This window comes from Marinomonas algarum, from assembly GCF_020532605.1.
Lineage (GTDB): Bacteria > Pseudomonadota > Gammaproteobacteria > Pseudomonadales > Marinomonadaceae > Marinomonas > Marinomonas algarum.
On the sequence record NZ_JAJATW010000008.1, the window covers coordinates 15,043 to 38,065 of the forward strand.

Here is a 23,023-nt window from a genome sequence, read left to right on the forward strand (position 1 = left end):
CTTGCTGTAGAGGAACCGATAAAAGAAGGGGAAACCGATGAAGAAAGTACGCTGGGGAATTATTGGAACCGGTCAGGTCGCACACCACTTTGCTCGTGATTTTTGTCATGTGAAGGCGGGCGAACTTCGTGCGGTTGCTTCTCGTAGTAAGGCGTCTGCGGATCGTTTTGCTGAAACCTTTGATATTGAGTTGGCCATGGTCGATTATTTTTCACTGATCAACAGTCGAGAGGTCGATGCCATCTACATTGCCACACCTCACACGCTGCATTTTGATCTGGTGAAAGCCTGTATTTTAGCGGGTAAAGCGGTATTGTGTGAAAAGCCCTTTACACTGAATGAAACCCAATCTCAAACGCTGTATGACCTTGCTTTGGAGCGCAATGTGTTTGTGATGGAAGCCATGTGGACGCGTTTTAATCCGGTTTTCGAGCAAGTCATTGATTGGGTTGAAGAAGGGGAAATTGGCTTGTTACATAGTATTCGCGCCAGTTTTAACACCCTTGCGCCGACTGATCCAAGTCATCGTCTCATGGACAAAAGCAAGGGCGGCGGTGCCTTGTTGGACATGGGCATTTACCCTATCTTTTTGGCTCAGCACTTTTTTGGTAAGCCTGATTTTGTGCAGAACCAAGCCGTGATCGGAGACACCGACGTCGATGTGTTTGAGCAAGTTCTTCTTGGTTGGGAAAGTGGCCAGCTTGCTTCATTGGAAGCCTCGATGATTTCTTGTGGTCCAAATCGTGCCATTTTATCGGGTTCTGAGGGGTATATTGAGATCGAATCTGAATGGTACAAAGCCAAGTCTTGTCGCTTGGTGTCGGCGAATGGAGAAGAGCAACGGATAGCATTGGATTTTCCAGGAACCGGTTATCAATTTGAAGTAGACGAAGTGAATCGTTGTTTAGACGAAGCGCTTTTACAAAGCCCTAATTACAGTTGGCAAGACAGCTTGGAATTGATTGCAACGCTCGATGAAATTCGTCAAGACATTGGTTTGTATTATCCTGGTGAAGAAGAGCCTGACGATGATGACTTAGAGCATCACCACCATGAGCATGGTCACCATAAGCATTCTCATTAATTAATACCTGTTAAGATTAAAATTAATACCTGTTAAGACTAAGCATGCGTTTCGTCTGTCCACAAAAAAGCGCGCCTAGCCAATGTATTTTGCTAGGCGCGCTTTTTTAAAGGGCTACTTTGTTTTAGATAGCGGCTTTGTTTTAGACAGCCGTTTTGTTAGGACAGCGTGTCCTGTGACAATTTAGCCTAAGTGTTTCTTCAGTGTTGGCAGCAACACTTTAAACAAACGTGGGGAAGCACAAAGCACATCGCCTTTTTCTAAGCTTGGTGAACCATCAAAGCCAGCGAACAGACAACCTGCCTCTTTCGCGATAAACAAAGGCGCTTGAATTTCCCACTCTTGCAGTTTAATGCCCCATGCCGCATCAAGGCGACCTGCTGCGACGTTGGCTAACATCAAGGCTGGAGAATCTTGCATTACTGCGCGTGCGCCTTTTTCAGCAATGTCGGTCAGTACTGCAAATTGGCCAGCAAGGTAAGGCGATAGACGATCGGTAGCAGGGAATTGCGCAGCGACAGTCACGTTTTCAAGTGAGCGAGCATTTGTACTGCGGATACGAGAGTTATTTAAGTAAGCACCACGACCTTTACTGGCGTAAAACTCGTCTTTGGTGTGGGGGTTAAGCACAAGTGCGTGCTCCACTTTACCGGCAACCAAGTAGCTCATAGTAATGACATTACCGGTTAGACCGCGAGAGAAAAGGTGTTGACCTTGAATCGCGTCTACAATCCATTCACCTTCTGAACCGTTTTGTACTGTGCCCTGTAGGCGGGTGGTGATGGTGTCCGCTGGATAGGCTTTTTCTAGATGGTAAACGATGCTGCGTTCTGCACCTGAACAAACGGTTTGATAAATTTGCTCGGCTGTTTGGCCTTGTTCTTTATCAAAAAGCAGTTTTTCTTGAGAATGGATGATGTATTCCGCAGCTGAACGCGCTGCTTTTAGTGCGACATTGATTCTAGGTTGCATAATGTACCGTCAGTTGTTCTGTCATTAAAATGCACTTAGCGCCCACAAAAAGAGGGCGTAAAGTTGCCAAATAAAGTGTTAAAGAGCGAGTGCCCCGTTTGCATAGCAAACCGAGCACAGAAATTAAGAGCGCGAATTCTAGCCTAATGTCATAGCGAATGCCAGAGAAGTTTTGGTGAAAAACTGATCAGTTAACGGCTTTGTGAAAAATATCTGTTAAGATGGGCGCGTTTATTTGATCGCTCCAATGGGTACTTTTTAAAATGCAGAATAAAGTCAGAATTGTCCTTGTTAACACCTCCCACCCCGGCAATATTGGTGGCGCTGCACGCGCCATGAAAAACATGGGATTAGCCGATTTGTATTTGGTGGCGCCGAAACATTACCCCAGTGAAGAAGCGGTCAGCCGTGCCTCCGGTGCGACGGATATTTTAGACAATGCCGTGGTGGTGGAAACATTGGAAGAGGCCCTTGCGGACTGTCAGCTGGTGATTGGCACCAGTGCGCGCGAGCGTAATATTCCTTGGCCCCTTGTGGACCCAAGACAGGCGGCGGATCTGGTGTTTGAAGAAGACTTGGTGACGGCCTTTGTGTTTGGCCGTGAAGACAGAGGGCTGACCAATGAAGAGTTACAACGTTGCAATTACCATGTGCATATTCCCTCGGTTGAGACCTTCAGTTCTCTTAATTTAGGGGCGGCCGTACAGGTCATTGCCTACGAATTAAGAATGAAGTCGTTATTGATGAAAGACAGCCCCGTGGTCGCCAGTAAGTGGGATGTGCCGGCGGCCAACGTTGAGCAAATTGATTATTTACTTGAGCACCTAGAAAAAGTGTTGGTACAAACCGAGTTTTTAGACCCCGACACGCCAATGCAGGTGATGACACGCTTTCGTCGCTTGTTTCAACGCTCGCGTTTAGATCAGCAAGAGCTAGGCATGTTGCGTGGTATGTTGACGTCAATGGAAAAAAAGATGAAATAATTTGACGTGTAAAAGACATCAATAAAAAGGCGCTGAATACCTATGTATTCAGTGCCTTTTTAGTATGGCGAATTAATTAAGTACGATAGGTTACTAGGCTTTACGCTCTGGTCGGCCTTCTTCCTGCCAGAAAGTGTGAAACTTCTGCCCAGGTTCTGCATCAACACGTTCATAGGTGTGCGCACCAAAGTAATCACGTTGCGCTTGTAGCAGATTGGCAGGCAAAACCTCTGAGCGGTAACCGTCGAAGTAAGCCAAGGCGGAAAAGAAAGAAGGCGTCGGAATACCAGACTGGGCAGCCAGCACAACCGCTTTGCGTAAACCGGCTTGTTTTGTGTCCATAGCGTCAGCAAAGTAGTCATTTAATAGCAGATTTTCAAGCTCGTGATTTTCATCAAAGGCATCGGCGATTTTCTGTAAGAAAGAGGCGCGAATGATGCAGCCGCCACGCCAAATCTTGGCGATGGTGCTGAAATCCAATACCCAGTCGTACTCTGCTTGTGCTGCACGCAATAATTGAAAGCCCTGTGCGTAAGCGCAAATTTTAGCGCAATACAGCGCTTCTTCAATGGCCTTTTCGACGTCTGCGGCTTCAATGTCACCGCTTTCGACATCAGCGGTTAACTTCCCGGCGGCCATTTCTCGTTCATGAGTCAGGGTACTTAAGGCGCGAGCGTAAACAGACTCGCTGATGATGCCAGCCGGTACGCCCATTTGCGTGGCACTGATGGAGGTCCAGCGACCTGTGCCTTTTTGACCGGCGCTGTCGAGGATCATGTCCACAAGTGGCGCGCCGGTTGTTTGATCGTATTGCTGAAGAATGTCTGCGGTGATTTCAACGAGGTAACTGTTAAGAATGCCTTGATTCCATTTCGCGAACAGCTTGCCGATTTCTTCTGGTTCATAGCCTAATAAAGCACGAAGCAGGTGGTAGGCTTCACAGATAAGCTGCATGTCAGCGTATTCAATGCCGTTGTGCACCATTTTAACATAGTGACCGGCGCCGTTTGGTCCAAGGTAGGCCGTACAAGGCTCGCCTTCGGTGACGGGTTTGCCCGGTACATTGCTGACAATAGGCTGCCCATCTTGACCGATTTTGGCGGCCACCGCTTCCCACATGGGTTGCAAATACTTCCACGAGTCTGCGTCACCACCGGGCATCAGAGAAGGGCCAAAGCGTGCACCGACTTCACCACCGGATACGGCGGTGCCAAAGAATTTGAAGTGTTCTTTGTATTCGGCTTCACGGCGAATGGTGTCTGTCCACTGGCTATTACCACAATCCACCACAATGTCGTCCGATTCCAAACCGGCGGCGATTAGATTGCGGCATACGATATCGACCGGCTTGCCAGCAGGCACCAACACAACAATCACCCGAGGCTTGACTAGGCTGGCTAACATAGACGTTAAATCGTGACAGCCAATAATACGAGGGGCGGCTGTGGTGTCGAGACGTTCAGCGGCTTCAGTCTGCAATACGTCTTGTATTTTATGTGGGTCTAGATCAAAACCGGCAACTCGGTAGCCGTGGTCAGCCAAGTTTAAGGCAAGGTTTTTACCCATGACGCCTAAGCCAACAAATCCAATATTGCAATTCTGATTCGCGTTTAACATAAAAATTGATCAACCTTCTTGAACGGTAGGGGAATTCAAGAAAGAATCTTACCATGAAGCCCTTCTATACTGAGCATAGTAGAAGGCAGAAAAAATCAAAAAGATGTGTTTTTTTGCGTTTTTTGGGTGAAAAGGTCAACACAAAAGGGGGGTTTTTAGGGAAATAGCTTTTTATAAAAGCGCACAAGTAAGATTTAAATGAAAGGTAATAAGTTTCCTATTTAGTAGAAAGGCTACCAAAAAGAAAGAAAACTACATCAACGCCCGTGAGAGTGTGAATTATATTGGCAAGAAAACGATATTTTCTTGCGTTTTTATAGAAAAATATTGATATTTCAACGAGTTAGATCGTATTGGATAGTTTCATTTAAGTAATAAAATAACATCTTGTTATAACAATATTTTTTCTTAGATTGTTTTGTTACTATTATTTATACATTAAAAAACTATTCGCACAATAATAAAAATGACCAGTCAATCTTTACAGTTCAGAGGATCAAGTAACATGAACTCCGCATCAGATGTAACTCGCATTCACAGAAATTTGACAACACCATTGTTAGTGGAAAAAGCGCTACAAAATAACGAAGGTGTTTTGGCCGACAACGGCGCACTGGTTGTTGAAACAGGTGCTCGTTCCGGTCGCTCTCCAATGGACCGTTTCATTGTCGAAGAAGCGTCCAGCAAAGACAGCATCCATTGGGGCCCTGTCAACCGTGCTTTCCCTGAAGAAAAATTTGCGCCTATTTGGGATCGTGTTGAAGCGTACCTAGATGCAAAAGAGTCTTTTGTTTCAGATATTCATGTCGGTGCGGGAGATGAGTATTATTTGCCAGTGGTGATGCGTACTGAAACCGCTTGGCATCATGTGTTTGGTCGTAACCTGTTTATTCGTCCAGAAACTTACAATCCAGCTGACAAAGGCGAGTGGCAAATTATTAACGCGCCTTACTTTGTTTGTGAGCCGGAGCGTGACGGTACTAACTCTGACGGTTGTGTCATCATTAACTTTGCTGAGCGTAAAGTGTTGATTGCGGGCATGCGTTACGCGGGTGAAATGAAAAAAGCTATGTTCTCTGTGCAAAACTACCTATTGCCAGAGCGCGATGTATTGCCAATGCACTGTGCGGCAAATGTGGGTTCTGACGAAGACGTTACCTTGTTCTTCGGTTTGTCTGGAACCGGGAAAACCACCTTGTCTGCCGACCCAGAGCGTTTCCTAATCGGTGATGACGAGCACGGTTGGGGCAAAGGCACCGTGTTCAACATTGAAGGCGGTTGCTACGCGAAGACCATCGATTTATCACAAAAAAATGAGCCAATCATTTGGGATGCGATCAAGTTCGGTACGATTGTTGAAAACGTTGTACTAGACCCAGAAACACGTGTTGCGGATTACTCTGATACGTCTTTAAGCCAAAACGGCCGTGCTGGCTACCCTCGTGAGCACATTGAAAAACGTGCAGCAGGCAACCGTGCGGGTGAGCCTAATGCGATCATCTTTTTGACGTGTGATTTGACGGGTGTTCTTCCTCCTGTTTCGATCTTGTCAAAAGAAGCGGCGGCGTACCACTTCTTGAGCGGTTACACTGCATTAGTCGGCTCTACTGAAGTAGGTGCAGGGACAGGCATCAAATCGACCTTCTCTACTTGCTTTGGTGCACCTTTCTTCCCACGCTCAGCGGATGTTTACGCAAATCTTTTGATCAAGCGTATCGAAGAGTTTGGCAGCAAAGTGTACTTGGTGAACACGGGTTGGACCGGCGGTGCTCACGGTAAAGGCGGTAAGCGTTTCAGTATTCCGACGACTCGTGCGGTGATTTCTGCGATTCAATCTGGCGTGTTAGCAGACGCTGAGACAGAGCATCTAGACGATGTGAATCTTGATGTACCAACACAAGTGCCTGGCGTTGACAGCATCTTGTTGAATCCTCGTAAAACATGGTCTGATCAAGCTGCTTATGCAGAGCAAGCGAAAAACTTGATTGGTCAGTTTGTTGAGAATTTCAAAAAATTCGACACCGTTGATGACACCATCATCAAAGCTGGCCCTTCGCTTTAATATCTTCGCCTAAATAGGGTTATCATACTTTGGTAACCTAGGTCGCTAAGGTATAAGTGAAAGTGTTAGAAAGAACCGTGCAATTAGCGCGGTTTTTTTGTGTCTGTGCATAGTATAAATGTTACTTTATCCGGTAAATCATGTACTCTTTCTTGTATGTTTATTGATAGCCACTGCCATCTAGACTTTAGTGTATTTGATGATCATCGCGACCGCTTGATGGCACGTTGTTTAGAACAAAATATTTCCGGCTTTTTGGTGCCTGCAACCCGTTATTCAACCTGGTCAAATCTCGCTTTGTTGGCAAAGAACTACCCTTATTGGCGTGTCGCTTATGGCTTGCACCCTTATTTTTTAGCGTCAGAGAGTCTGGACGCCATTGACTTGATTGGGGAGCACTGCGAGCAAGCGAGCGCCGTTGCGGTAGGGGAAATAGGGTTAGATTATTGGCCCGGTGCCGTGGATAAGTCGATTCAACTGGATTTTTTTCGACGGCAGCTGAGCATGGCAAAAGTGTTGTCATTGCCAGTGATTCTCCATGCTAGGAAGAGTTACGATGAGGTGTTGGCGTGCCTAAGAGCGCTTAACTTTCAGCAGGGTGGGGTGGTGCACGCTTTTAACGGCAGTTTGGTGCAGGCAGAACGGTTTATTGCATTGGGCTTTGTGCTGGGAATAGGCGGTACTGTTACCTATCCGAGGGCGAAAAAAGCACATCGAGTCTTAGCTGGGTTGGACAAACAGGCTTTTGTACTGGAAACAGACGCGCCCGATATGCCACTCATGGGGTATCAAGGGCAACTAAACACTCCGCTTTCTATTCCCTTAATTGCACACGCTGTAAGTGCTATAAGAGAAGAGAGCGTCGAGCAGATTGCCACTCAAACATACAACAATTTATTACGCGTTTTCCCGACTTGGCATTCTTAAGCCATGCACATAACGGGACGTGCTAAGTGGAATAAAGGATAGCCTTGATTATGACACAAGATATTAACGCGCCTATTCGCGTGCTACTTTTGGGAAGTGGTACAGAAGTCGGGTCATCTTTATTAAGCTTGTCGAAAGACAAAAAAGAATTTGAATGGTTGTGCCCAGAAGAGTCTGTACTACTTGATCCAAGTCGACGAGCAGAGTTAGACGCCATGGCGTTTGATGTGGTGATCGACGCCTTAAGTTTGCGTCACGCTTTGCAAAGTGATTACCGAAAACTGTTAAGCACGTTAAGTTATTTGAGTGAGCAAGCCAAAGCACCGCTGATCATGTTAAGCAGCGCCCGTGTTTTTGCCGGTGATAAAGGGGCGCCTTATGCTGAAACGGATGTGCCAAACAGTACAGAGCCCTATGCACAGGCGTTAATTGACGGCGAAACCGTTGTGTTGAAACACCCGAATAATATTGTATTGCGTACAGGCTGGTTGTTCAGTGGGAAAGGCGATGATTTCGTTTGCCGCACACTTGGGCTGATTCAAGATGGTGTTAACCTTGCTTATAAAGATGACTTGATTGGCAGTCCTACCCCCGTCTCGGATTTGGTGCGAGTTATTTTGTCTATGGTGAACCAAGGACATTATGGCTCAAAGAATGCCGGCGTTTACCATTATTGTTGTGCAGAAGAGATAAGTTGGCTGCACCTTGTTGAAGCCATTCTGGCTACTTCCAATCAGTTTGATCCCAAAGCACAGGTGGAAGTTGAGGTGATCAGTGATGTTTCTCCAGAAGAGCAAAGTACTCAGGTGATGCAGAGGCAGTCGTTGTCTTGCCGAAAAGTGTTTAACCATTTTGGTATCAAGCAAAGACCATGGCGCTCTAAACTCAGGAATCTGGTGAAAGAGTTGTATAAAGCCAGTTAATCATTAGAAATACGGGCGGGTAAACGAACAGTAATAGTATATGGATATGTTTAAGAGTGAGGGTAAAACGAGGGCGTTAATGTGAACAAGATAAATCATAAAGCGGTACTGCTGGTGTTTGTTCTGCAGTTGATCATTGGGGCTGTCTGGTATATTTCCCTTCCGGCTTCGTTGTCGCCAACATCATCATTGGGCGACGGTTTAAATCCACCTTCTTTTATCGTGGCTGGCTTGTTTGCAGGCTCTGCGTTGGCTTATGTATTTTTTATTGCTTGGTTGCTGGCAAGAATGAGAGGAGGGTCGTCTTTAGGGGGCTTTTTTCTGGTAATTGGTGTGTGGCTGTTCGTGGTGTTGCCTAATTACATATTTATTGGGGTACATTTGAATATTAGCGAGTCCGATACCTTGTATCTTGTGTCTTATGGTGGCATCAGTACGCTTGTTACGGCGATTATTTTGCCGATCTGGCCTTCTTCAAGACTGATTTTCAAAACCTGATCATAGATCTTTATCAAGTGTCTTCCCAGCTTATCCGTTTAAGCCGATAAGCTGGGAAGAGTGACCGTAAAAAATAGCCTGACAGTCAAGGCGATGTTACTCGCTGAGGTCCTGAAAGTCGTTTTCCATGACCATATCAACAGGCAAGTCGTAACCTGGCAAATGTATTTCTTTGTCTGTGATGGTTAGTTCTTCTCCTCCCAACACATTGAAGCCAAATTTATACACAGGCAAGGTTTCACCACGAATCATCGCCTGATTATAAGACTCTGCTTCCGCCATAACACCCACTTTTTTCGCCTGATATTCGTTCATCTGTTCAGGAGTGTAGCGCTTTTCAAGCATGGTCATGGCTTGCTGTGGTGACAGCAAGACCGCCGTAGCATTGTTGCCACCAAAGCCTTTTGAGTTTAGTAAAGCCGCAGCGAAATGCTCTTTGCCATAATCCTGATGCTTTAACTGGAACTTAAGTCCTTCTTGATAAACATCATCGGCCACCGCGTGAGACGTGGTGATGCCTGGTAAGATGCCGTCTTGCCATACACCCAGTGAAAGATGCAGTTGATCACCGCCTGCCGTGCCTTGGGAGTGACCAAGAAACGCCTTCATGGCCACAACGGGCATGGCTTTGACACCAAAGCTGGTGGCGGTTTTGCTCAATACATGGGATTCCGTAATACGGTTTTGTGGTGTACTGGTGCCGTGCGCTTGAATAAAGGTGCGCTCTGCTAAGCCTTCTTGGCCAATGATATTTCTTAGGTAAGCCATGGCTTTGCCCATGGTCAGGTAATTACCAATACCCGGGGCTGAGATGGATTTCTTATGGCCATCCGCGTAGGAAAAGACCGCTGGAACAGCGCCAAAGATTTGTGCGCCCAGTTCGATTGCCAACGCATCGTCCATCAGTAATGTCCACTGGCTGGATTCCCCTATCGTAAAGCCGCAGTTCTGGCCAAAAGGTCGACAGCTTCTTGTATGATCGGGTTCTGCTTGATTGGTGAGCTGATCCAGTGCCAATAATGCCGTGTCTTCGGCCAGAGCTCCCATAGTGCGGAAGCCTTCAATCACTTCAGGGGTGATAGGGGCGTCGCTGCCACCAACCATAGCAACACGAAATTTCCCAGACTTGATGCCGTCAACGGCTTTTTCTAAGTTGAAAAAGTAGGTCGCGCAGGCGCCAATTGAGGTGCCGACATTCCCCACACTGCCAAGTAAGTAAGCGTTGACAAAGTCCGCAGGCATTTGAGCATAGCCCAGCGGCAAATGTTTAGAGGTGGTGCGTTTGCCGATCAGTGCTGACTTAAGCATGCCGCCAAAGCCAAGGTCGTCCATCTGACCGATTGAGTTGGCAGCGTAAACCGCCATTTGGTCAGGAGCGACTTTACTGCGAATGACTTCCCAATCAATACCGCTGCTTTTAATGGCATCAGAAGCGCCGTATACGGTCATTTGTAATCCGCGAGGGTGATTACGGCTCTGATACAGTTTGGAAGGATCAAAGCCAGTGGGCAATTGTCCTGCTGCCTTAACAGAAAGAGGACGGGTGTCTTTGATAAAGGTTTCTAAACTGCCTTCGACAACCACTTTGCTTAGCGTGTCAGAGACATCGGATACGTGCCAATTCGTCGGACGATCTTTTGGTAAAGAGCGTGTTTTTACCGTGAAACTAAGCTGCTCCTCGCCTTCATCCGCATGCAAGGTGGCCGATTTGTGCAAAACAACATGGTCGACATCAAAGAGCTCTGGGTGAATACGACGAATCAAGGTGCGCGCGAGCAGTGATTCTCCAATGCTGTCGATTAGAGCCGGAGCATCTAACGATTCGCCACTGGGGGTGTGCCATAGGCCGTTTTTGTATTCGGCCATATTCGTGATAGTGGCAAGATCCAATAAAACGTCCTGCTGGATTGAGCTTGGAAGAAGATCTAAGACAATGCGGCGATATGCTTGATGTGAAGAAGTACGCCCAGCCGAATTGATTCCGCCAAAGCCAACAATAACAGGTAAACGGGCCAATTGAATTTCCTCGTTTTATGAGTGGGTAAAAATATTACGGTATTGTAATGAAGGGGCTGACGCTTAGCTACCCCTTATAAAAAGGAATTTTACAGCCATAGCCGACAGTTACTGTGAGTTTGGGCCATAAAATTCCATTGCTATCACGGTTTTTTAGCGCTCTTCAGTGGAGGGTGTTTGCTCCGAGTTGCGGTTGAAGCGCCAAAGCTTGTTGTAATTGATCAAGCCTTCGATCTCATCGACATACGCTTGACCACGTTCCGAGTAATGTTCCAAGCCATGAACCAGTTCAAGTCCGGTAATGGTTTGTTGTGCTTCTCGTAGTGCCAGTCGAATGGCTCTGAGCTTCTTATACGCGGCATTGGTGTTCAGGTTATCAATGTAGGCAAAGACAGACTCACGTGCGTCATTGAATTTGCGCACCTCATGGTCGGCGTCACTGTCACGCGATTCAGGCACAAGACCACACCCTTTGCGAAAGCACCACTGTCCAAAAAAATTGTTGCCTTGGGTGGCAAACCGAGACGTTCCCCACGCCGATTCGTTAGCCGATTGGGCTAGCACAAGGGAAACCGGAATAATGTCCAAACGATTCAATAGAGCGTTGATGTCTTCTTTTGTATACTTTTCCAACACGTCGAGCCTTTGGTCCTTACGTCGCTTGGAAATCCATTGTTTATCTTGTTGCGATAGCTTATCAACCTTGTTCAGTAACGTCGTCAAACGTTTTCTATCTTCTAAAATCAGGGTGTTTTTCTCGTTTACAAACGGCGTTAAAAACTCAAAAAACGCCTTCTTGCGCGTTTTAACGTCTGTGATGGCTGCAAAGTCAGGCGTGCCTTTATTCACTGGGTGAGATTTGAAGTAGTTTTGTTCGTCTTCGGTGACGTCTTCTTCGTTTGAGTGCGTTTTCTCGACTTTTTTACTGGTCAGCGCTTTGTCAGCCGCTTGACTGGCTTTTGGCTCGACCTTTTTGGGAGCCACTTTATTTTGCTCGTCACCTTGCTTGCTAACGGGCGCAGAAGGAGAGACAGCGTCTTTTGATGGTCCTGCTTTCATCCATAGAATAATGATGACAGCGAAGGAGACAATCCAGAGTATTTTCTTTTCCATAAATAATCACAAATCCAATAATAGTATAAAATGTAGCCTATGTTTTTTGCCTGATGTACTGAGCACAATCAAACATTAACCTCATGCAATACAACGTGAATGTTTCCATTATCCTGAAAATCGGTTGGCTTTGATAGGTTTTGGTCTAGGCTTTTAGTCTTATCGTTGACTTCTTTTCGGCCATTTACTGAGGTTCTTTACGAATTATAGACAGAAAGAGGGGAAATAAATTAAACGATCGGTCAGGTTTTTTGCTCACACCTATTGCGCTGTGTTTTCACCCGTTTATAATTGCCAGCATTGATACAGAACATTGATGTATGTGATGTCTAGACGAGTCACATCGCAATCACGGTGCCAACGTGGTGTAACAGTTAGCCTAATGATGAATGCCTATAGTCATGAGGTCTCTGTTACGAGGGGAAATGGGGAGCTTCGGCTCCCTTTTTTTATGCCTAAAAATAGGCATGAATAGGGCGCTAGAGTGTAATTGTCTCCCCCAAAAAAGACAAAACCGAGTAACTGCCGTGAATGAATGGGTCATTTGATCTTTCAAGAGAGGGGCTGTGTTACATTGCTTAAAATGTATTTTCGGTGTTAACCGTCCCATTGACTTGGAGTGTCTGATGAAACAAATGAAGAAGGTAGCGACGCTGGGCGTTGCTTGTTTAGCAAGCTTGGCGATGCCGACGGTGGCGGCCACTTTTGAAGTGCCTCGGTCGTTTGAGATTATGTATGTGGATCTTGAAAGCGCGAGACAATTTGGTAATGACTTTAAAGTGGAGGTGGACGCGGGTGGCCACCAAATCGTAGTGCGTTTTAATAAGTTGTTGCGCAGTGGCGACGACACTTTATCGTTTCAATCAGAACCGGTTGTGTTGGATTTAGAGTTTGATGACAACACCGCACTTACTTTAAAAGCACCGTATATTTCAACGGAAAGACAAGCCGAAGCCAACGAGGAGGCGCCAGAATTCACCATTGTAGACAAGGTGACTGGCAAGGAAGCGGCCTATCAGCAAAATCTCTTAGCGACTCAATCCGGTTTTCAAAATACCCGAGACTATTTGGAGGAAGTGTCACGTTTAACCGAGACGCCTGAAACGGCTGGACCAGGTCCAGTACCCGCGCCTGCGGTGACAACAAATGATCTTGCCTTGGATATGTTAAAATTTTGGTTTAACCGTTCAGACAGTGCAACACGTAAAGCGTTGAGTGTTTGGATGATTGATGAGCGAGAAACCTCAAGCGTCTACAACATTCAGTTAGAAATGGGACAGTTCTGGTTTAAAAAAGCCAGCACCCAAGACAGAAAAGCCTTTCGTGCTTGGGTGATTGAGTAAAGAGCGCCTTTCAAACTCCCCCAATATTGGTTGTTCAACGATTGGGGGCATTTCATGATGGGAGATTAGTCCACGATGGGTGAGCACTTCATAATGAGAAGGAATACAGGTTAGCTTACGGCGTTTGCTTCTGCTTTGGCCTGCCATCTTTGGTTAAACTTATCGTTCACCCATAAAGCCAGCAAGATAATCCCTCCGCCGATGCTTAATCGAACAATGTCTGCGTCTCGGTTCCAAAACAGCACATTAACAATAATGCCTGCAGGAATTAGCAAATTGTTGGCCACTGCCAAGGTGCCTATGTTGACTAGGGTGGCGCCTTTATTCCAAGCGAAGTAGCCCAATCCTGAAGCGACGATACCAAGGTACGTTAAAATGCCCCATTGCAGGCCAGTGGTTGGCAGTTTATCTGGATTGCCTAAAGCGAGGTAACAAGGAATCACTACCGCCAATGCGCCAAGGAAGAACCAACCAAACACCGTACGTTGTGGTAAATCAGGACGCTGTTTCGCAATGAGGCGTTTGTAACCGACTTGCCCTGCGGCAAAGCAAAGGTTAGCCCCTTGCACAATCATCAGGCCTTTGATAAAGCCTTCGTCGACGCCTTGGTAGCGAATCGCCACGGCGCCCAAAATGGCAATCAGTGCACTGATGGCAAAGCCAATGTTGAGGCGACGATCCAGCATATCGTTAATTAGGGTGACATATAATGGCGTCATCACGGTGAATAGCAAGACTTCTGGTACGGACAAATACAAAAAAGACTGGTAATAAAACCCGTACATGATGCCAAGTTGCAAGGCACCACACACCATTAGTTTGATGGCGATATTGGCTTCAATCTGACGCCACTTTAGAAAGGGTAAAAATACCATGGTAGCGAGTGCAACGCGCATAAGAACAGAAAACCAAGCATCGACCTGCCCAGCAAGATACACCCCAATAAGACTAAAAGAAAAAGCCCATAAAAGTGTGACAGCAATCAAAATTGGCATGTGTGTTTTCCTATTTAAAATTATGCTGCGCATAGTACCGATTTTTTAGAAAAGGGTAAATTAGTTTACTCGGTATTTTATTTTGGTTTACTAGTGGGTCTGCAGTGACCTTTATGAGTGTGGTTAGGGAATAAGGATTTTTTCGTTAATTGATCATTGTTTGACGTATCCCCTTGGTGAAGCAATTTGAAGCGTCTCCCCTTGTGAAACCTTGATCTAGATTAATAAATTAAAACATGCCCCTGATACCTTTTGCTCACAGATTAATTTCACTGACCAAAAAGGATTCGATGATGAAAGCTTTACTTCCTGTAGCCCTTGTTTCTGCTCTTTGTTCTTCTGTTGTGATGGCACACGATGCGGGTGATATTTTTGTTCGCGCTGGTCTTGCGACGGTTATGCCTAATGAAAGCAGCGATGAGGTAGGCGGAGATGAACTGGACATTGACAACGATACACAAATTGGCCTGACACTGACTTACATGGTAACCGATCAATTTGGTGTGGAATTGCTAGCGGCCACACCTTTTACCCATTCGGTCTCTACTAGCAGTCTTGGTGAAGTCGCCGAAATTTCTCACTTGCCACCTTCTGTGATGGCGCAATATTACTTTGGCCAGTCCAATAGCAAGGTTCGTCCTTATGTGGGTGCCGGTTTGAACTACACTATTTTCTTTGACGAAGAAGGTAAGGGCGATCTAAATGGTACGGACGTCAACTTAGATAATTCTTTCGGTTTGGCGGCTCAAGTGGGTGTCGATGTGAACGTAGCGGACAACTGGTTTGCTAACGCGTCCTTGTGGTACATGGACATCAATACTGATGTTCATACTGCAGTTGGCACGCTTGAAACGGACATTGATCCACTGACCTTTATGGCGAGCGTGGGTTACATTTTTTAATCCGCTCTAATTTTCACGCCTCTTTATTAGGCCTTGGTGTTCACATCAAGGCCTTTTTTTACGCTGTTTCTTTGCGCGGTGTTCCTCACTGTCAAAAAGGATCGAAGTGAACAGATTAGCGCAGTAGCGCCGCGGATTTGATTTGTACGATCACGTTTTGACCTTTTTTTAGGGATAAGCGATGGGCAGACAGCGCCGTAATACGCGCCAATATGGGTGTTTGTGCGACAAGAAGTCGTACCATCACTCGACTGCTGTCGCTGAGGTCTGTCTCTATCTCATCCACCACGCCGGCTAAACGGTTGAGAATACTGGAGTTTTCCTGCTCGCTGAGCGACAAACTGACGTCCCTTGATTGGATCCGTAAGCTGACGGTGTCGCCACGTTGCTCTTTGCCTTGAGTGAAGGCGATGGTTTGTTGGTTAAGGTCATCTTCGCCAAACGCTAACCAAGACAACCCCCATTCAGGCGTTTGTTGTGTTACCACTCCTGATATCACCACACTGGCGTCTTGATGTTTTGAAAAAGAGGTGCCTAATTGACCGAGTAGGGACGCTGTGTCGCCTTGTTCGACAACACGCCCTTGCTCTAATACAAGGATATGATCAGCTAAGCGAATCACTTCATCTAAAGAGTGACTTACATACAGAATGGGGATTTGAGCGCGCTGACACAGCGTTTCAAGGTAGGGCAGGATATCTTGTTTTAGCCCCTCGTCTAAGGCCGATAAAGGCTCATCCATCAATAGAAGTTTGGGTTGAATTAACAAAGCCCGCGCCATAGCAACGCGTTGACGCTCACCGCCTGACAGCTGATGTGGGTACTGGGACAAAATACCTTTTATGTTGAGCAGTTCTACAACGTCGTCGTAGGTAATCACCTCGCTATCTGGTCCTGCACGCTTCATGGCAAACGCCAAATTATCTTGAGCGGTAAGATGGGGGAATAAGTTAGCTTCTTGAAAGACATAACCGATCGGGCGTTTGTAGGCGGGCAGGGTACGCTTTCCGTTTTGCCATACTTCTTCGTTTAAACCGATAAAACCCTCTGGCGTAGAATCCAGCCCAGCAATACACCTTAGTAGAGTGGTTTTCCCCGATCCTGAGGCACCAAACAACGCGGTAACCCCTTGGTTAGGAAGCTGTACGTCTACCGCCAGAGAAAAAGCGGCACGTTGTAAAGATAGGCGTACTTGTAATGAAGAAGAGAGCGTATTTTTCATAACCAGCTACTGCTTGTGGTGGTGTTATGGCGTTTCTGCACACTGTACAGTAAAGCGAGTATGGTAAAAGCAAACACCATCATCAGCAGAGACAAGGTGTGTGCTTGACCGTATTCCAATGCCTCTACGTGATCGTAAATTTGCACAGAAATAACACGGGTTTCATTGGGAATGTTGCCCCCTATCATCAGCACCACACCGAACTCGCCAACAGTGTGAGCGAAGCCCAGCACAGCGGCGCTTAAATACCCAGGTTTGGCTAAGGGTAGGGCCACGTGGAGAAACGCGTCCCAAGGGGAAGCGCGCAAGGTCGCGGCGGCCTCCAGTGGTCGAGAACCCATAGCGGCAAAGGCGTTTTGAATAGGTTGAACAACGAAGGGCAAAGAATACAGCATGGAGGCCACCACCAACCCTTCAAAGCTAAAGGGTAACGGCGATAACCCTAAAGACAGAAGAAATTGCCCCATCGCCCCTTGAGGTCCCAGAAAAATTAACAAATAAAAACCCAACACGGTGGGGGGGAGCACCAGTGGCATGGCGACAATGGCGTTAACAGGGCCTTTTAACCAAGAGCGCGTTCGAGCCAGCCACCACGCGATGGGCGTACTGACAATGATTAGTAAGACGGTGACGAGACTTGCGAGTTTCAGAGTGAGCCAGATGGCGTCCATATCTTCTGCGCTGAGCGACATGATGAAACCCTATTCTGCATACCCAAAATCAAGGATCTTGGCCTGAATGTCAGGACGCGTTAAAAAGTCCAGAAAGGTTTTTGCTGCGTCGATGTTGGCAGAACGCGACACAATAACAGCGCCTTGATGAATGGGGCTGTAAAGCGAACTGGGGATCGCTTTTGTGTCGCCTTTGGTGCTGCCCGCTAACACTTGCGATAGGGCAACAAAACCGATATCCGCATTCTGCGAGTAGACAAATTGATAGGCTTGGCCAATGCTTTCCCCCTGAACCAGTTTGCGCTGAGTATCGGTCCACATGTTAAGTTGGGTTAATACTTCTTCTGCCGCCTTACCATAGGGCGCGAGTTTAGGGCTGGCAATGGCGACGCGATTGGCTTGCAGTAAGGCGCTTTCCAAACTGTCTGCACGAATGGGCTGTGCCGACCACAACACCAGCTTGCCCCTAGCATAAATGGTCAAGCTTTCCGGCAGAGCAAGCTGATCTTGAACCAACTGATGGGGTTTCATCATATCTGCCGATAAAAACAGATCGTAGGGAGCGTTGTTTTTAATTTGTGCATAAAACTTACCCGAGGCCCCAAAAGACAGTTGCAAGGTGTGGCCGGTTTCCGCTTCAAACTCGTCGGCAAGTTGTTTGATCGGGCTAATAAAATTCGAGGCGACGGCCACTTTAAGTTGAGCGGCCAGCAGTGACGTTGAGGCGAAAGTAAGCCCAATCGTGGTGAATACGAACAGTGCAACATTTTTGTATCTCATGGTTTGTCCCTAAACTGACGTTTCCTAAAGTAGCGTTGAAAATACAATATCTTAAAAACAATGTAAGGGGGGAAGAAAAGCGAGTCAATATGTAAGAATTGAGTCAGTTCTTTTTTGAGCCGTTGCCTGTAATGAATAAGCTCCTTATACTTGCCCACTATGGCTAAAAGACCCCCTGCAAAATCACCGCGTAAATCGTCAACCAGAAAGAAAAAAAAGCCCAAATCTTCCTTTTTGAAGCGACTTTTCCGTGTCTGTTTTAAATGGCTACTGATTATTGGATTACTGGCGAGTATACCCTTTGCGGGTTGGGTGTGGTGGCTTAATGGCCAGGTAGTGAGCCGGTTTGAAGGTCAAAAATGGCAAGTGCCTTCTGAAGTATACAGTGCCCCTACGACCCTAGTCAGCGGAGCGCCTTGGAAGAAACAAGACCTAGAGCGATTACTGGAAGACGCGGGATATCGTTTTGGGCGCAACAGTCAAAAAGTGGGTTGGGCGGCACGCAGCCAAACAAAAGTCAGTGCGCATCTGCGTGCTTACGTGGATCATTTGGGCTTTCATGAAAGTGAAAGACGCATCTTCTCTTTTCCTAATAACCGTTTGCAAATAGAAACGCTGAGCGGCGATTTAGTGGCTCAAGCACAACTGGAACCGCAGCGTATTGGTTACCTTTACGGCGGGAATACAGAAAGTCGTCAGATTCTCACCCACGAGGATATTCCATCCGCTTTGATGGATATTTTGGTGGCGGTAGAAGATCAAGATTTTTATCAGCATTGGGGTATTTCGCTAACGGGGATTGCGCGCGCGGTGGTGGTCAACTTCACTCACGGTTCAAGGCGTCAAGGGGGATCGACCTTAACGCAGCAGTTGGTGAAAAACATGTATTTGAGTTCTGAGCGAACCTATACGCGTAAGCTTACCGAAGTGGTGATGAGCCTGTTGCTTGAGTATCACTATTCAAAAGAGGCGATTATCACCGCCTATATTAATGAGGTGTACTTGGCACAATTGGGCAACAGCGCTTTGCACGGTTTTGCCGCAGCCAGTCAGCACTTTTTTGGTCGTCCTGTTGATGAACTTAACCTTGATGAATTCGCGCTTTTAGTGGGGATGGTCAAGGGCCCTTCACTTTACAATCCAGCGCGTTCGCCGAAGCGAGCGAAAGAGCGCCGTAATGTGGTGTTGGGGGTGCTAAAAAGTCAGGGGCGTTTAACCGAGGTAGACTATCAGCGCCTGATCAAACAACCCATTCGCTTGGCAAACAAACAAAAGCAACGTTCGGTGTATGGCGATTACCTTGATTTGGTTGCCATGCAACTGTCGAGAGACTTTGATGAGACCCGCTTAGCGACGCAAAACCTACGCATTTACACCGGTGTTGATATTCGAGCGCAGCAAGCCGCCAGCGTTGCCATGCAACGTCAAGTGGCCGCACTGGAAAAGCGTGATGGTAAGCTAAAAGGCTTACAGGGTGCGATGGTCGTGACTGACCGCTTATCGGGGCAGGTGCGCGCGGTGGTGGGGTCCAGTGGCGATTATTACACGGGATTTAACCGAGCACTTGGGGCGGTGCGTCCCATTGGTTCTCTGGTGAAGCCCCCTCTGTATTTATCGGCTTTGGCGACGGGGCGTTACACCTGGTGGAGCCAAATAGAAGATAAGCGCCTGCGTTTTAATCTAGATGGGCAAATCTGGGAGCCAGAAAATTACGACCGTAAAACCCACGGCACGGTCCATCTTTATGAAGCCATGGCGAAGTCGTACAACCTAGCGACTGTCTCATTGGCTGAGCAAATTGGTTTTGACCGGGTGGGAGATACCTTGCGTCAATTGGGGGTGAAACGCCCTTTTACCATGTTGCCATCTGTCGCATTAGGCGCGTTGGAGTTATCACCCTTTGAGGTGTCTCGCCTGTATCAGCCGATTGCTTCTCAGGGGAAAAGCAGTGAACTTGGCGTTGTATTGGCCGTGATGGATCAAGGCGACCGACTTATTAAGCGTTTTGATCAGCAAAGAGGAGTGCCTTTTACCGATGCTTTGCTTGGGGTGACGCTGGATGGCATGACAAAAACACCTCAAATAGGCACGGCTCGAGCAGCGCAAGCGGCGTTTCCTAATTTGCGTTTTGCGGCCAAAACCGGCACCACCAATCAGCAAAGGGACAGTTGGTATGTTGGGATTACCGGAGATTATGCGTCGACGGTCTGGTTGGGTGACGATGACAATGTGCCTCTGAGCATTACCGGCAGCAGTGGCGCGCAAAAAGTATGGATTGATTTCACGCGACAGGTGGCACAATCTTCCATTCCTATGTCTTTACCAAAAGGCGCGGCGCGTTATGATGTTTTAAAGGAAACGTTTGAGCTGGCGGGTGAACGTTGTGAAGAGAAGACCCCCTTGGCGTTCGTGATCGGCACAGAGCCAAAAGACAGTCGCTCTTGTTTTTGGGGATTTTAAAGCGTATTGATAAGAGCAGGGTTCTTCGTTAGCCTTTACAATTATTTTTGACTGGCAGTGTTTGGCTAGGGGGTTGCTTAAAATGCGCTTATTACATGGTTTACTGATCATGTTCTTCTTTTTTCCCAGTGTGCTTCTTGCTGAAGACGCTGTGCCAACACACTCGTGCAATGAACTGACGGCAACGGGAAACTCTGAATACCCTCCATTTTTATGGCGATCTAAGGACGCCCCTTTAGTGCTGAAGGGCGTTAATCGCCTTATCCTAGACGAATTAAGTCGGCGAACCGGCATCGCCATACGCGTGATTCATACTGGGCCTTGGTCACGTGCTCAATATGAGGTAGAGCAGGGGCGTGTAGACTTAATGGCAGGGGCTTTTTATACCCGTGAGCGCAGTGATTACATGGATTACTTTACGCCGGTTATGCTCTATACAACGAGTGTGGTCTGGCAGAACATTGAGGCGAGGTTTCCCTATCATCAACAGGGCGATTTAAAAGGAAAGCTTGGGGTGAGCGTGATCAATAACAGTTTTGGGCAGGCGTTTGACCAGTTTGCAGAGCAGAATCTCAACATGATATCCGTCGCCAGTTTGTCGCAAGCGTTGCGTATGTTGTCTGCAAAACGTGTTGATTATGTTTTATACGAGAAAAATCCCGCCTACGCTTACGCCAGTTTACTTGGGCTGACAAATAACCTAGTGGCGGTGTCGCCCTCCGTGAGCAGCGAAGGTTTGTACCTGACGCTGTCGAAACACTCACCTTGCAATAACGCAATGGTAAAACAGAACATTGCACAAGCGCTGGCTGACATGGTCGCCGATGGCTTTAACGATCAAGCGATGGAGACTGGTATGGCGCAATGGCGAGCGTACAGTAAAGGGTTAAAGGCCGGTTCTTAATGAAACAAAACCGGCTTTTAGATAACTTATAGTCCGTTTCTCAGCCTCTCGACAGAAGACTATCAAAGACTACAGTAGACGCTGATATAAGGCTTCCCATTGGCCGGTGACGGCTTCCCAACTGTGGTCGGTTTGCATGGCGTTGATTTGTTTTTGCTCCCAGCGAGGTTGGTCATAAAAGCACGCCATACAGCGCAACATGGCTTCTTTGATGGCGTGGCTGCTTGCTTCTTGAAAAACAAACCCATTGTCGGCGTCTCCACCTTCGAACACTGTATCAGCCAGTCCACCGGTTTCTCTGACAAGGGGAAGGGTGCCGTATTTCAGCGCATAGAGTTGCGTGAGACCACAAGGTTCAAAACGAGATGGAATAAGTAGGCTGTCAATGCCTGCTTGTATGCGATGTGAGTAATCTTCGAAGTAACCAATGCGAACCGCTACTTGGCTTGGGTACGCATCCTGTAAGGCAAGAAAGCCTGTTTCCAGCGCTTTATCGCCTGACCCCAGTACCACCAATCGTGCGCCTTGTTCTAAAAGAGCCGGCATAGCCTCTAGGACGAGGTCTAAGCCTTTTTGTTCTGTTAAGCGGCTAACAATACCAAATACCGGGAAATTCATTTCTTCGGATAAGTGGTTTTCCCGCAATAGAGCCTGTTTGTTGAGGTATTTTTCTGCACGTGTGGCGATATTGTACGAATGGGGGATAAGCGTATCTTTGTCAGGTGACCATTGGTCGTAGTCGACGCCGTTTAAAATGCCGACGAGTTTGTCTTGTAATGCTCTTAACGTGCCGTCTAGGCCATCACCGTATTCTGGTGTCAAAATTTCTTTGGCGTAGGTGGGGCTAACGGTTGTAATGGCATCGGCGTAAACCAGTCCTGCTTTTAAGGCAGAGAAACGACCATAAAATTCCATGCCGTGCATACTGAGCAATTCATGGGATAGCTGAGTGTCGGAAAACTGATCTATATCAAAGCTTCCGTTATAACGTAAATTATGTACCGTGGTTACAATAGGCGGATGCGCTACGGACCAGCTCTTTAAATACGCGGCCGCAAAACCGGTCTGCCAATCGTTTAAATGAAGAATATCGGGTTGCCAATCAAGCCATTGTTTGTTGATAGCCAATTGCGCGATCACCCAAGACAAAGCGGCAAAGCGCAGGTGATTGTCGTGAAAGTCCTGACCCTGTTGATCTCCGTAAGGCCCGCCTTCACGTTCATAGAGTGCTTGGCATTGCACCAATAAAATAGGGGTGTTGCTCTCAGGAATAGCGGTCTCCAGCAGCAATAAATCGCCAACCCCAAATGGGTTCCCGAGGTTGATCGTTTTTTGAATAGGCGCTACCTTTTTTAACATACCTTGGTAGGCTGGCATGATAAGTTTAATGTCATGGCCTTTTTTCCTTAGAGCAATAGGAAGTGCGCCAGCGACATCGGCCAATCCGCCGGTTTTAATCAAAGGGTAAATTTCGGAGGCAGCGAAGAGTATTTTCATTATTTGTCATCTTATTGATTTGGAATAATGATAAGAGTATACCTAAATGTAACT

19 protein-coding genes are annotated in these 23,023 nt (G+C 47.0%); 10 read left to right on the forward strand and 9 right to left on the reverse strand.

Annotated features, from left to right (window positions below; translation table 11 throughout):
• The first annotated feature begins 37 nt into the window (after positions 1-37).
• A complete protein-coding gene (locus tag LG368_RS06735; RefSeq protein WP_226753970.1) occupies positions 38-1,084 on the forward strand; it encodes a Gfo/Idh/MocA family protein in 1,047 nt (348 codons plus the stop codon).
• Positions 1,085-1,267: 183 nt separating this feature from the next.
• Here LG368_RS06735 and LG368_RS06740 read toward each other — a convergent pair whose 3' ends face one another.
• The gene (locus LG368_RS06740) at positions 1,268-2,056 is read right to left on the reverse strand and encodes an inositol monophosphatase family protein (RefSeq protein WP_226753971.1); all 789 of its coding nucleotides are present in this window, start codon (positions 2,054-2,056) and stop codon (positions 1,268-1,270) included.
• Between the two features lie 263 nt (positions 2,057-2,319).
• On the opposite strand from LG368_RS06740, the gene LG368_RS06745 reads away from it, so the two are divergent.
• Positions 2,320-3,039: an RNA methyltransferase gene (locus LG368_RS06745; RefSeq protein WP_226753972.1), complete on the forward strand. Its 720-nt coding sequence runs from the start codon at positions 2,320-2,322 to the stop codon at positions 3,037-3,039.
• 93 nt (positions 3,040-3,132) lie between these two features.
• Here LG368_RS06745 and gndA read toward each other — a convergent pair whose 3' ends face one another.
• Positions 3,133-4,656: an NADP-dependent phosphogluconate dehydrogenase gene (gene gndA / locus LG368_RS06750; protein ID WP_226753973.1), complete on the reverse strand. Its 1,524-nt coding sequence runs from the start codon at positions 4,654-4,656 to the stop codon at positions 3,133-3,135.
• A gap of 505 nt (positions 4,657-5,161) precedes the next feature.
• Between gndA and LG368_RS06755 the strand changes: the two genes are divergently transcribed.
• From LG368_RS06755 to LG368_RS06770, 4 genes are all read left to right on the forward strand, one after another.
• Positions 5,162-6,718, forward strand: coding sequence for a phosphoenolpyruvate carboxykinase (locus tag LG368_RS06755; protein ID WP_226753974.1), 1,557 nt, complete (start codon positions 5,162-5,164; stop codon positions 6,716-6,718).
• 156 nt (positions 6,719-6,874) lie between these two features.
• Positions 6,875-7,645, forward strand: a complete 771-nt coding sequence (locus LG368_RS06760) for a TatD family hydrolase (RefSeq protein WP_226753975.1) — start codon at positions 6,875-6,877, stop codon at positions 7,643-7,645.
• A 50-nt stretch (positions 7,646-7,695) separates the two neighbouring features.
• Complete coding sequence (locus LG368_RS06765; RefSeq protein ID WP_226753976.1) at positions 7,696-8,568, forward strand: SDR family oxidoreductase; 873 nt, start codon at positions 7,696-7,698, stop codon at positions 8,566-8,568.
• 81 nt (positions 8,569-8,649) lie between these two features.
• On the forward strand, positions 8,650-9,066 hold the full coding sequence (locus tag LG368_RS06770; protein ID WP_226753977.1) for a hypothetical protein: 417 nt from the start codon (positions 8,650-8,652) through the stop codon (positions 9,064-9,066).
• A gap of 96 nt (positions 9,067-9,162) precedes the next feature.
• Here the strand turns inward: LG368_RS06770 and LG368_RS06775 are convergent, their stop codons facing one another.
• Positions 9,163-11,082, reverse strand: coding sequence for a beta-ketoacyl synthase (locus LG368_RS06775; protein WP_226753978.1), 1,920 nt, complete (start codon positions 11,080-11,082; stop codon positions 9,163-9,165).
• A gap of 153 nt (positions 11,083-11,235) precedes the next feature.
• The gene (locus LG368_RS06780; RefSeq protein ID WP_226753979.1) at positions 11,236-12,195 is read right to left on the reverse strand and encodes a glucosaminidase domain-containing protein; all 960 of its coding nucleotides are present in this window, start codon (positions 12,193-12,195) and stop codon (positions 11,236-11,238) included.
• 626 nt (positions 12,196-12,821) lie between these two features.
• On the opposite strand from LG368_RS06780, the gene LG368_RS06785 reads away from it, so the two are divergent.
• A complete protein-coding gene (locus tag LG368_RS06785) occupies positions 12,822-13,538 on the forward strand; it encodes a YccT family protein (protein ID WP_226753980.1) in 717 nt (238 codons plus the stop codon).
• A gap of 110 nt (positions 13,539-13,648) precedes the next feature.
• Here the strand turns inward: LG368_RS06785 and LG368_RS06790 are convergent, their stop codons facing one another.
• Entirely contained in the window at positions 13,649-14,533 is an 885-nt protein-coding gene (locus LG368_RS06790; protein WP_226753981.1) for a carboxylate/amino acid/amine transporter, read from the reverse strand.
• Between the two features lie 290 nt (positions 14,534-14,823).
• Between LG368_RS06790 and LG368_RS06795 the strand changes: the two genes are divergently transcribed.
• Positions 14,824-15,435 (forward strand): OmpW family outer membrane protein, encoded by a 612-nt coding sequence (locus tag LG368_RS06795; RefSeq protein ID WP_338086309.1) that lies wholly within the window; start codon positions 14,824-14,826, stop codon positions 15,433-15,435.
• Between the two features lie 115 nt (positions 15,436-15,550).
• Here the strand turns inward: LG368_RS06795 and modC are convergent, their stop codons facing one another.
• The 3 genes from modC to modA are packed head-to-tail and all read right to left on the reverse strand — an operon-like array spanning position 15,551 to position 18,108.
• Positions 15,551-16,657, reverse strand: a complete 1,107-nt coding sequence (modC, locus tag LG368_RS06800) for a molybdenum ABC transporter ATP-binding protein (RefSeq protein WP_226753982.1) — start codon at positions 16,655-16,657, stop codon at positions 15,551-15,553.
• Positions 16,654-17,349, reverse strand: coding sequence for a molybdate ABC transporter permease subunit (gene modB, locus LG368_RS06805; protein ID WP_226753983.1), 696 nt, complete (start codon positions 17,347-17,349; stop codon positions 16,654-16,656). The genes modC and modB overlap by 4 nt, the downstream gene beginning before the upstream one ends.
• A 9-nt stretch (positions 17,350-17,358) precedes the next feature.
• Positions 17,359-18,108 (reverse strand): molybdate ABC transporter substrate-binding protein, encoded by a 750-nt coding sequence (gene modA / locus LG368_RS06810; RefSeq protein ID WP_226753984.1) that lies wholly within the window; start codon positions 18,106-18,108, stop codon positions 17,359-17,361.
• A gap of 336 nt (positions 18,109-18,444) precedes the next feature.
• On the opposite strand from modA, the gene LG368_RS06815 reads away from it, so the two are divergent.
• Together LG368_RS06815 and LG368_RS06820 are read left to right on the forward strand one after the other, a co-directional pair.
• On the forward strand, positions 18,445-20,568 hold the full coding sequence (locus tag LG368_RS06815) for a transglycosylase domain-containing protein (RefSeq protein WP_226753985.1): 2,124 nt from the start codon (positions 18,445-18,447) through the stop codon (positions 20,566-20,568).
• Between the two features lie 82 nt (positions 20,569-20,650).
• The gene (locus LG368_RS06820) at positions 20,651-21,472 is read left to right on the forward strand and encodes a substrate-binding periplasmic protein (protein WP_226753986.1); all 822 of its coding nucleotides are present in this window, start codon (positions 20,651-20,653) and stop codon (positions 21,470-21,472) included.
• A gap of 69 nt (positions 21,473-21,541) precedes the next feature.
• On the opposite strand, the gene glgA is transcribed toward LG368_RS06820, so the two are convergent.
• Positions 21,542-22,969, reverse strand: coding sequence for a glycogen synthase GlgA (gene glgA / locus LG368_RS06825; RefSeq protein WP_226753987.1), 1,428 nt, complete (start codon positions 22,967-22,969; stop codon positions 21,542-21,544).
• Positions 22,970-23,023: the final 54 nt, after the last annotated feature.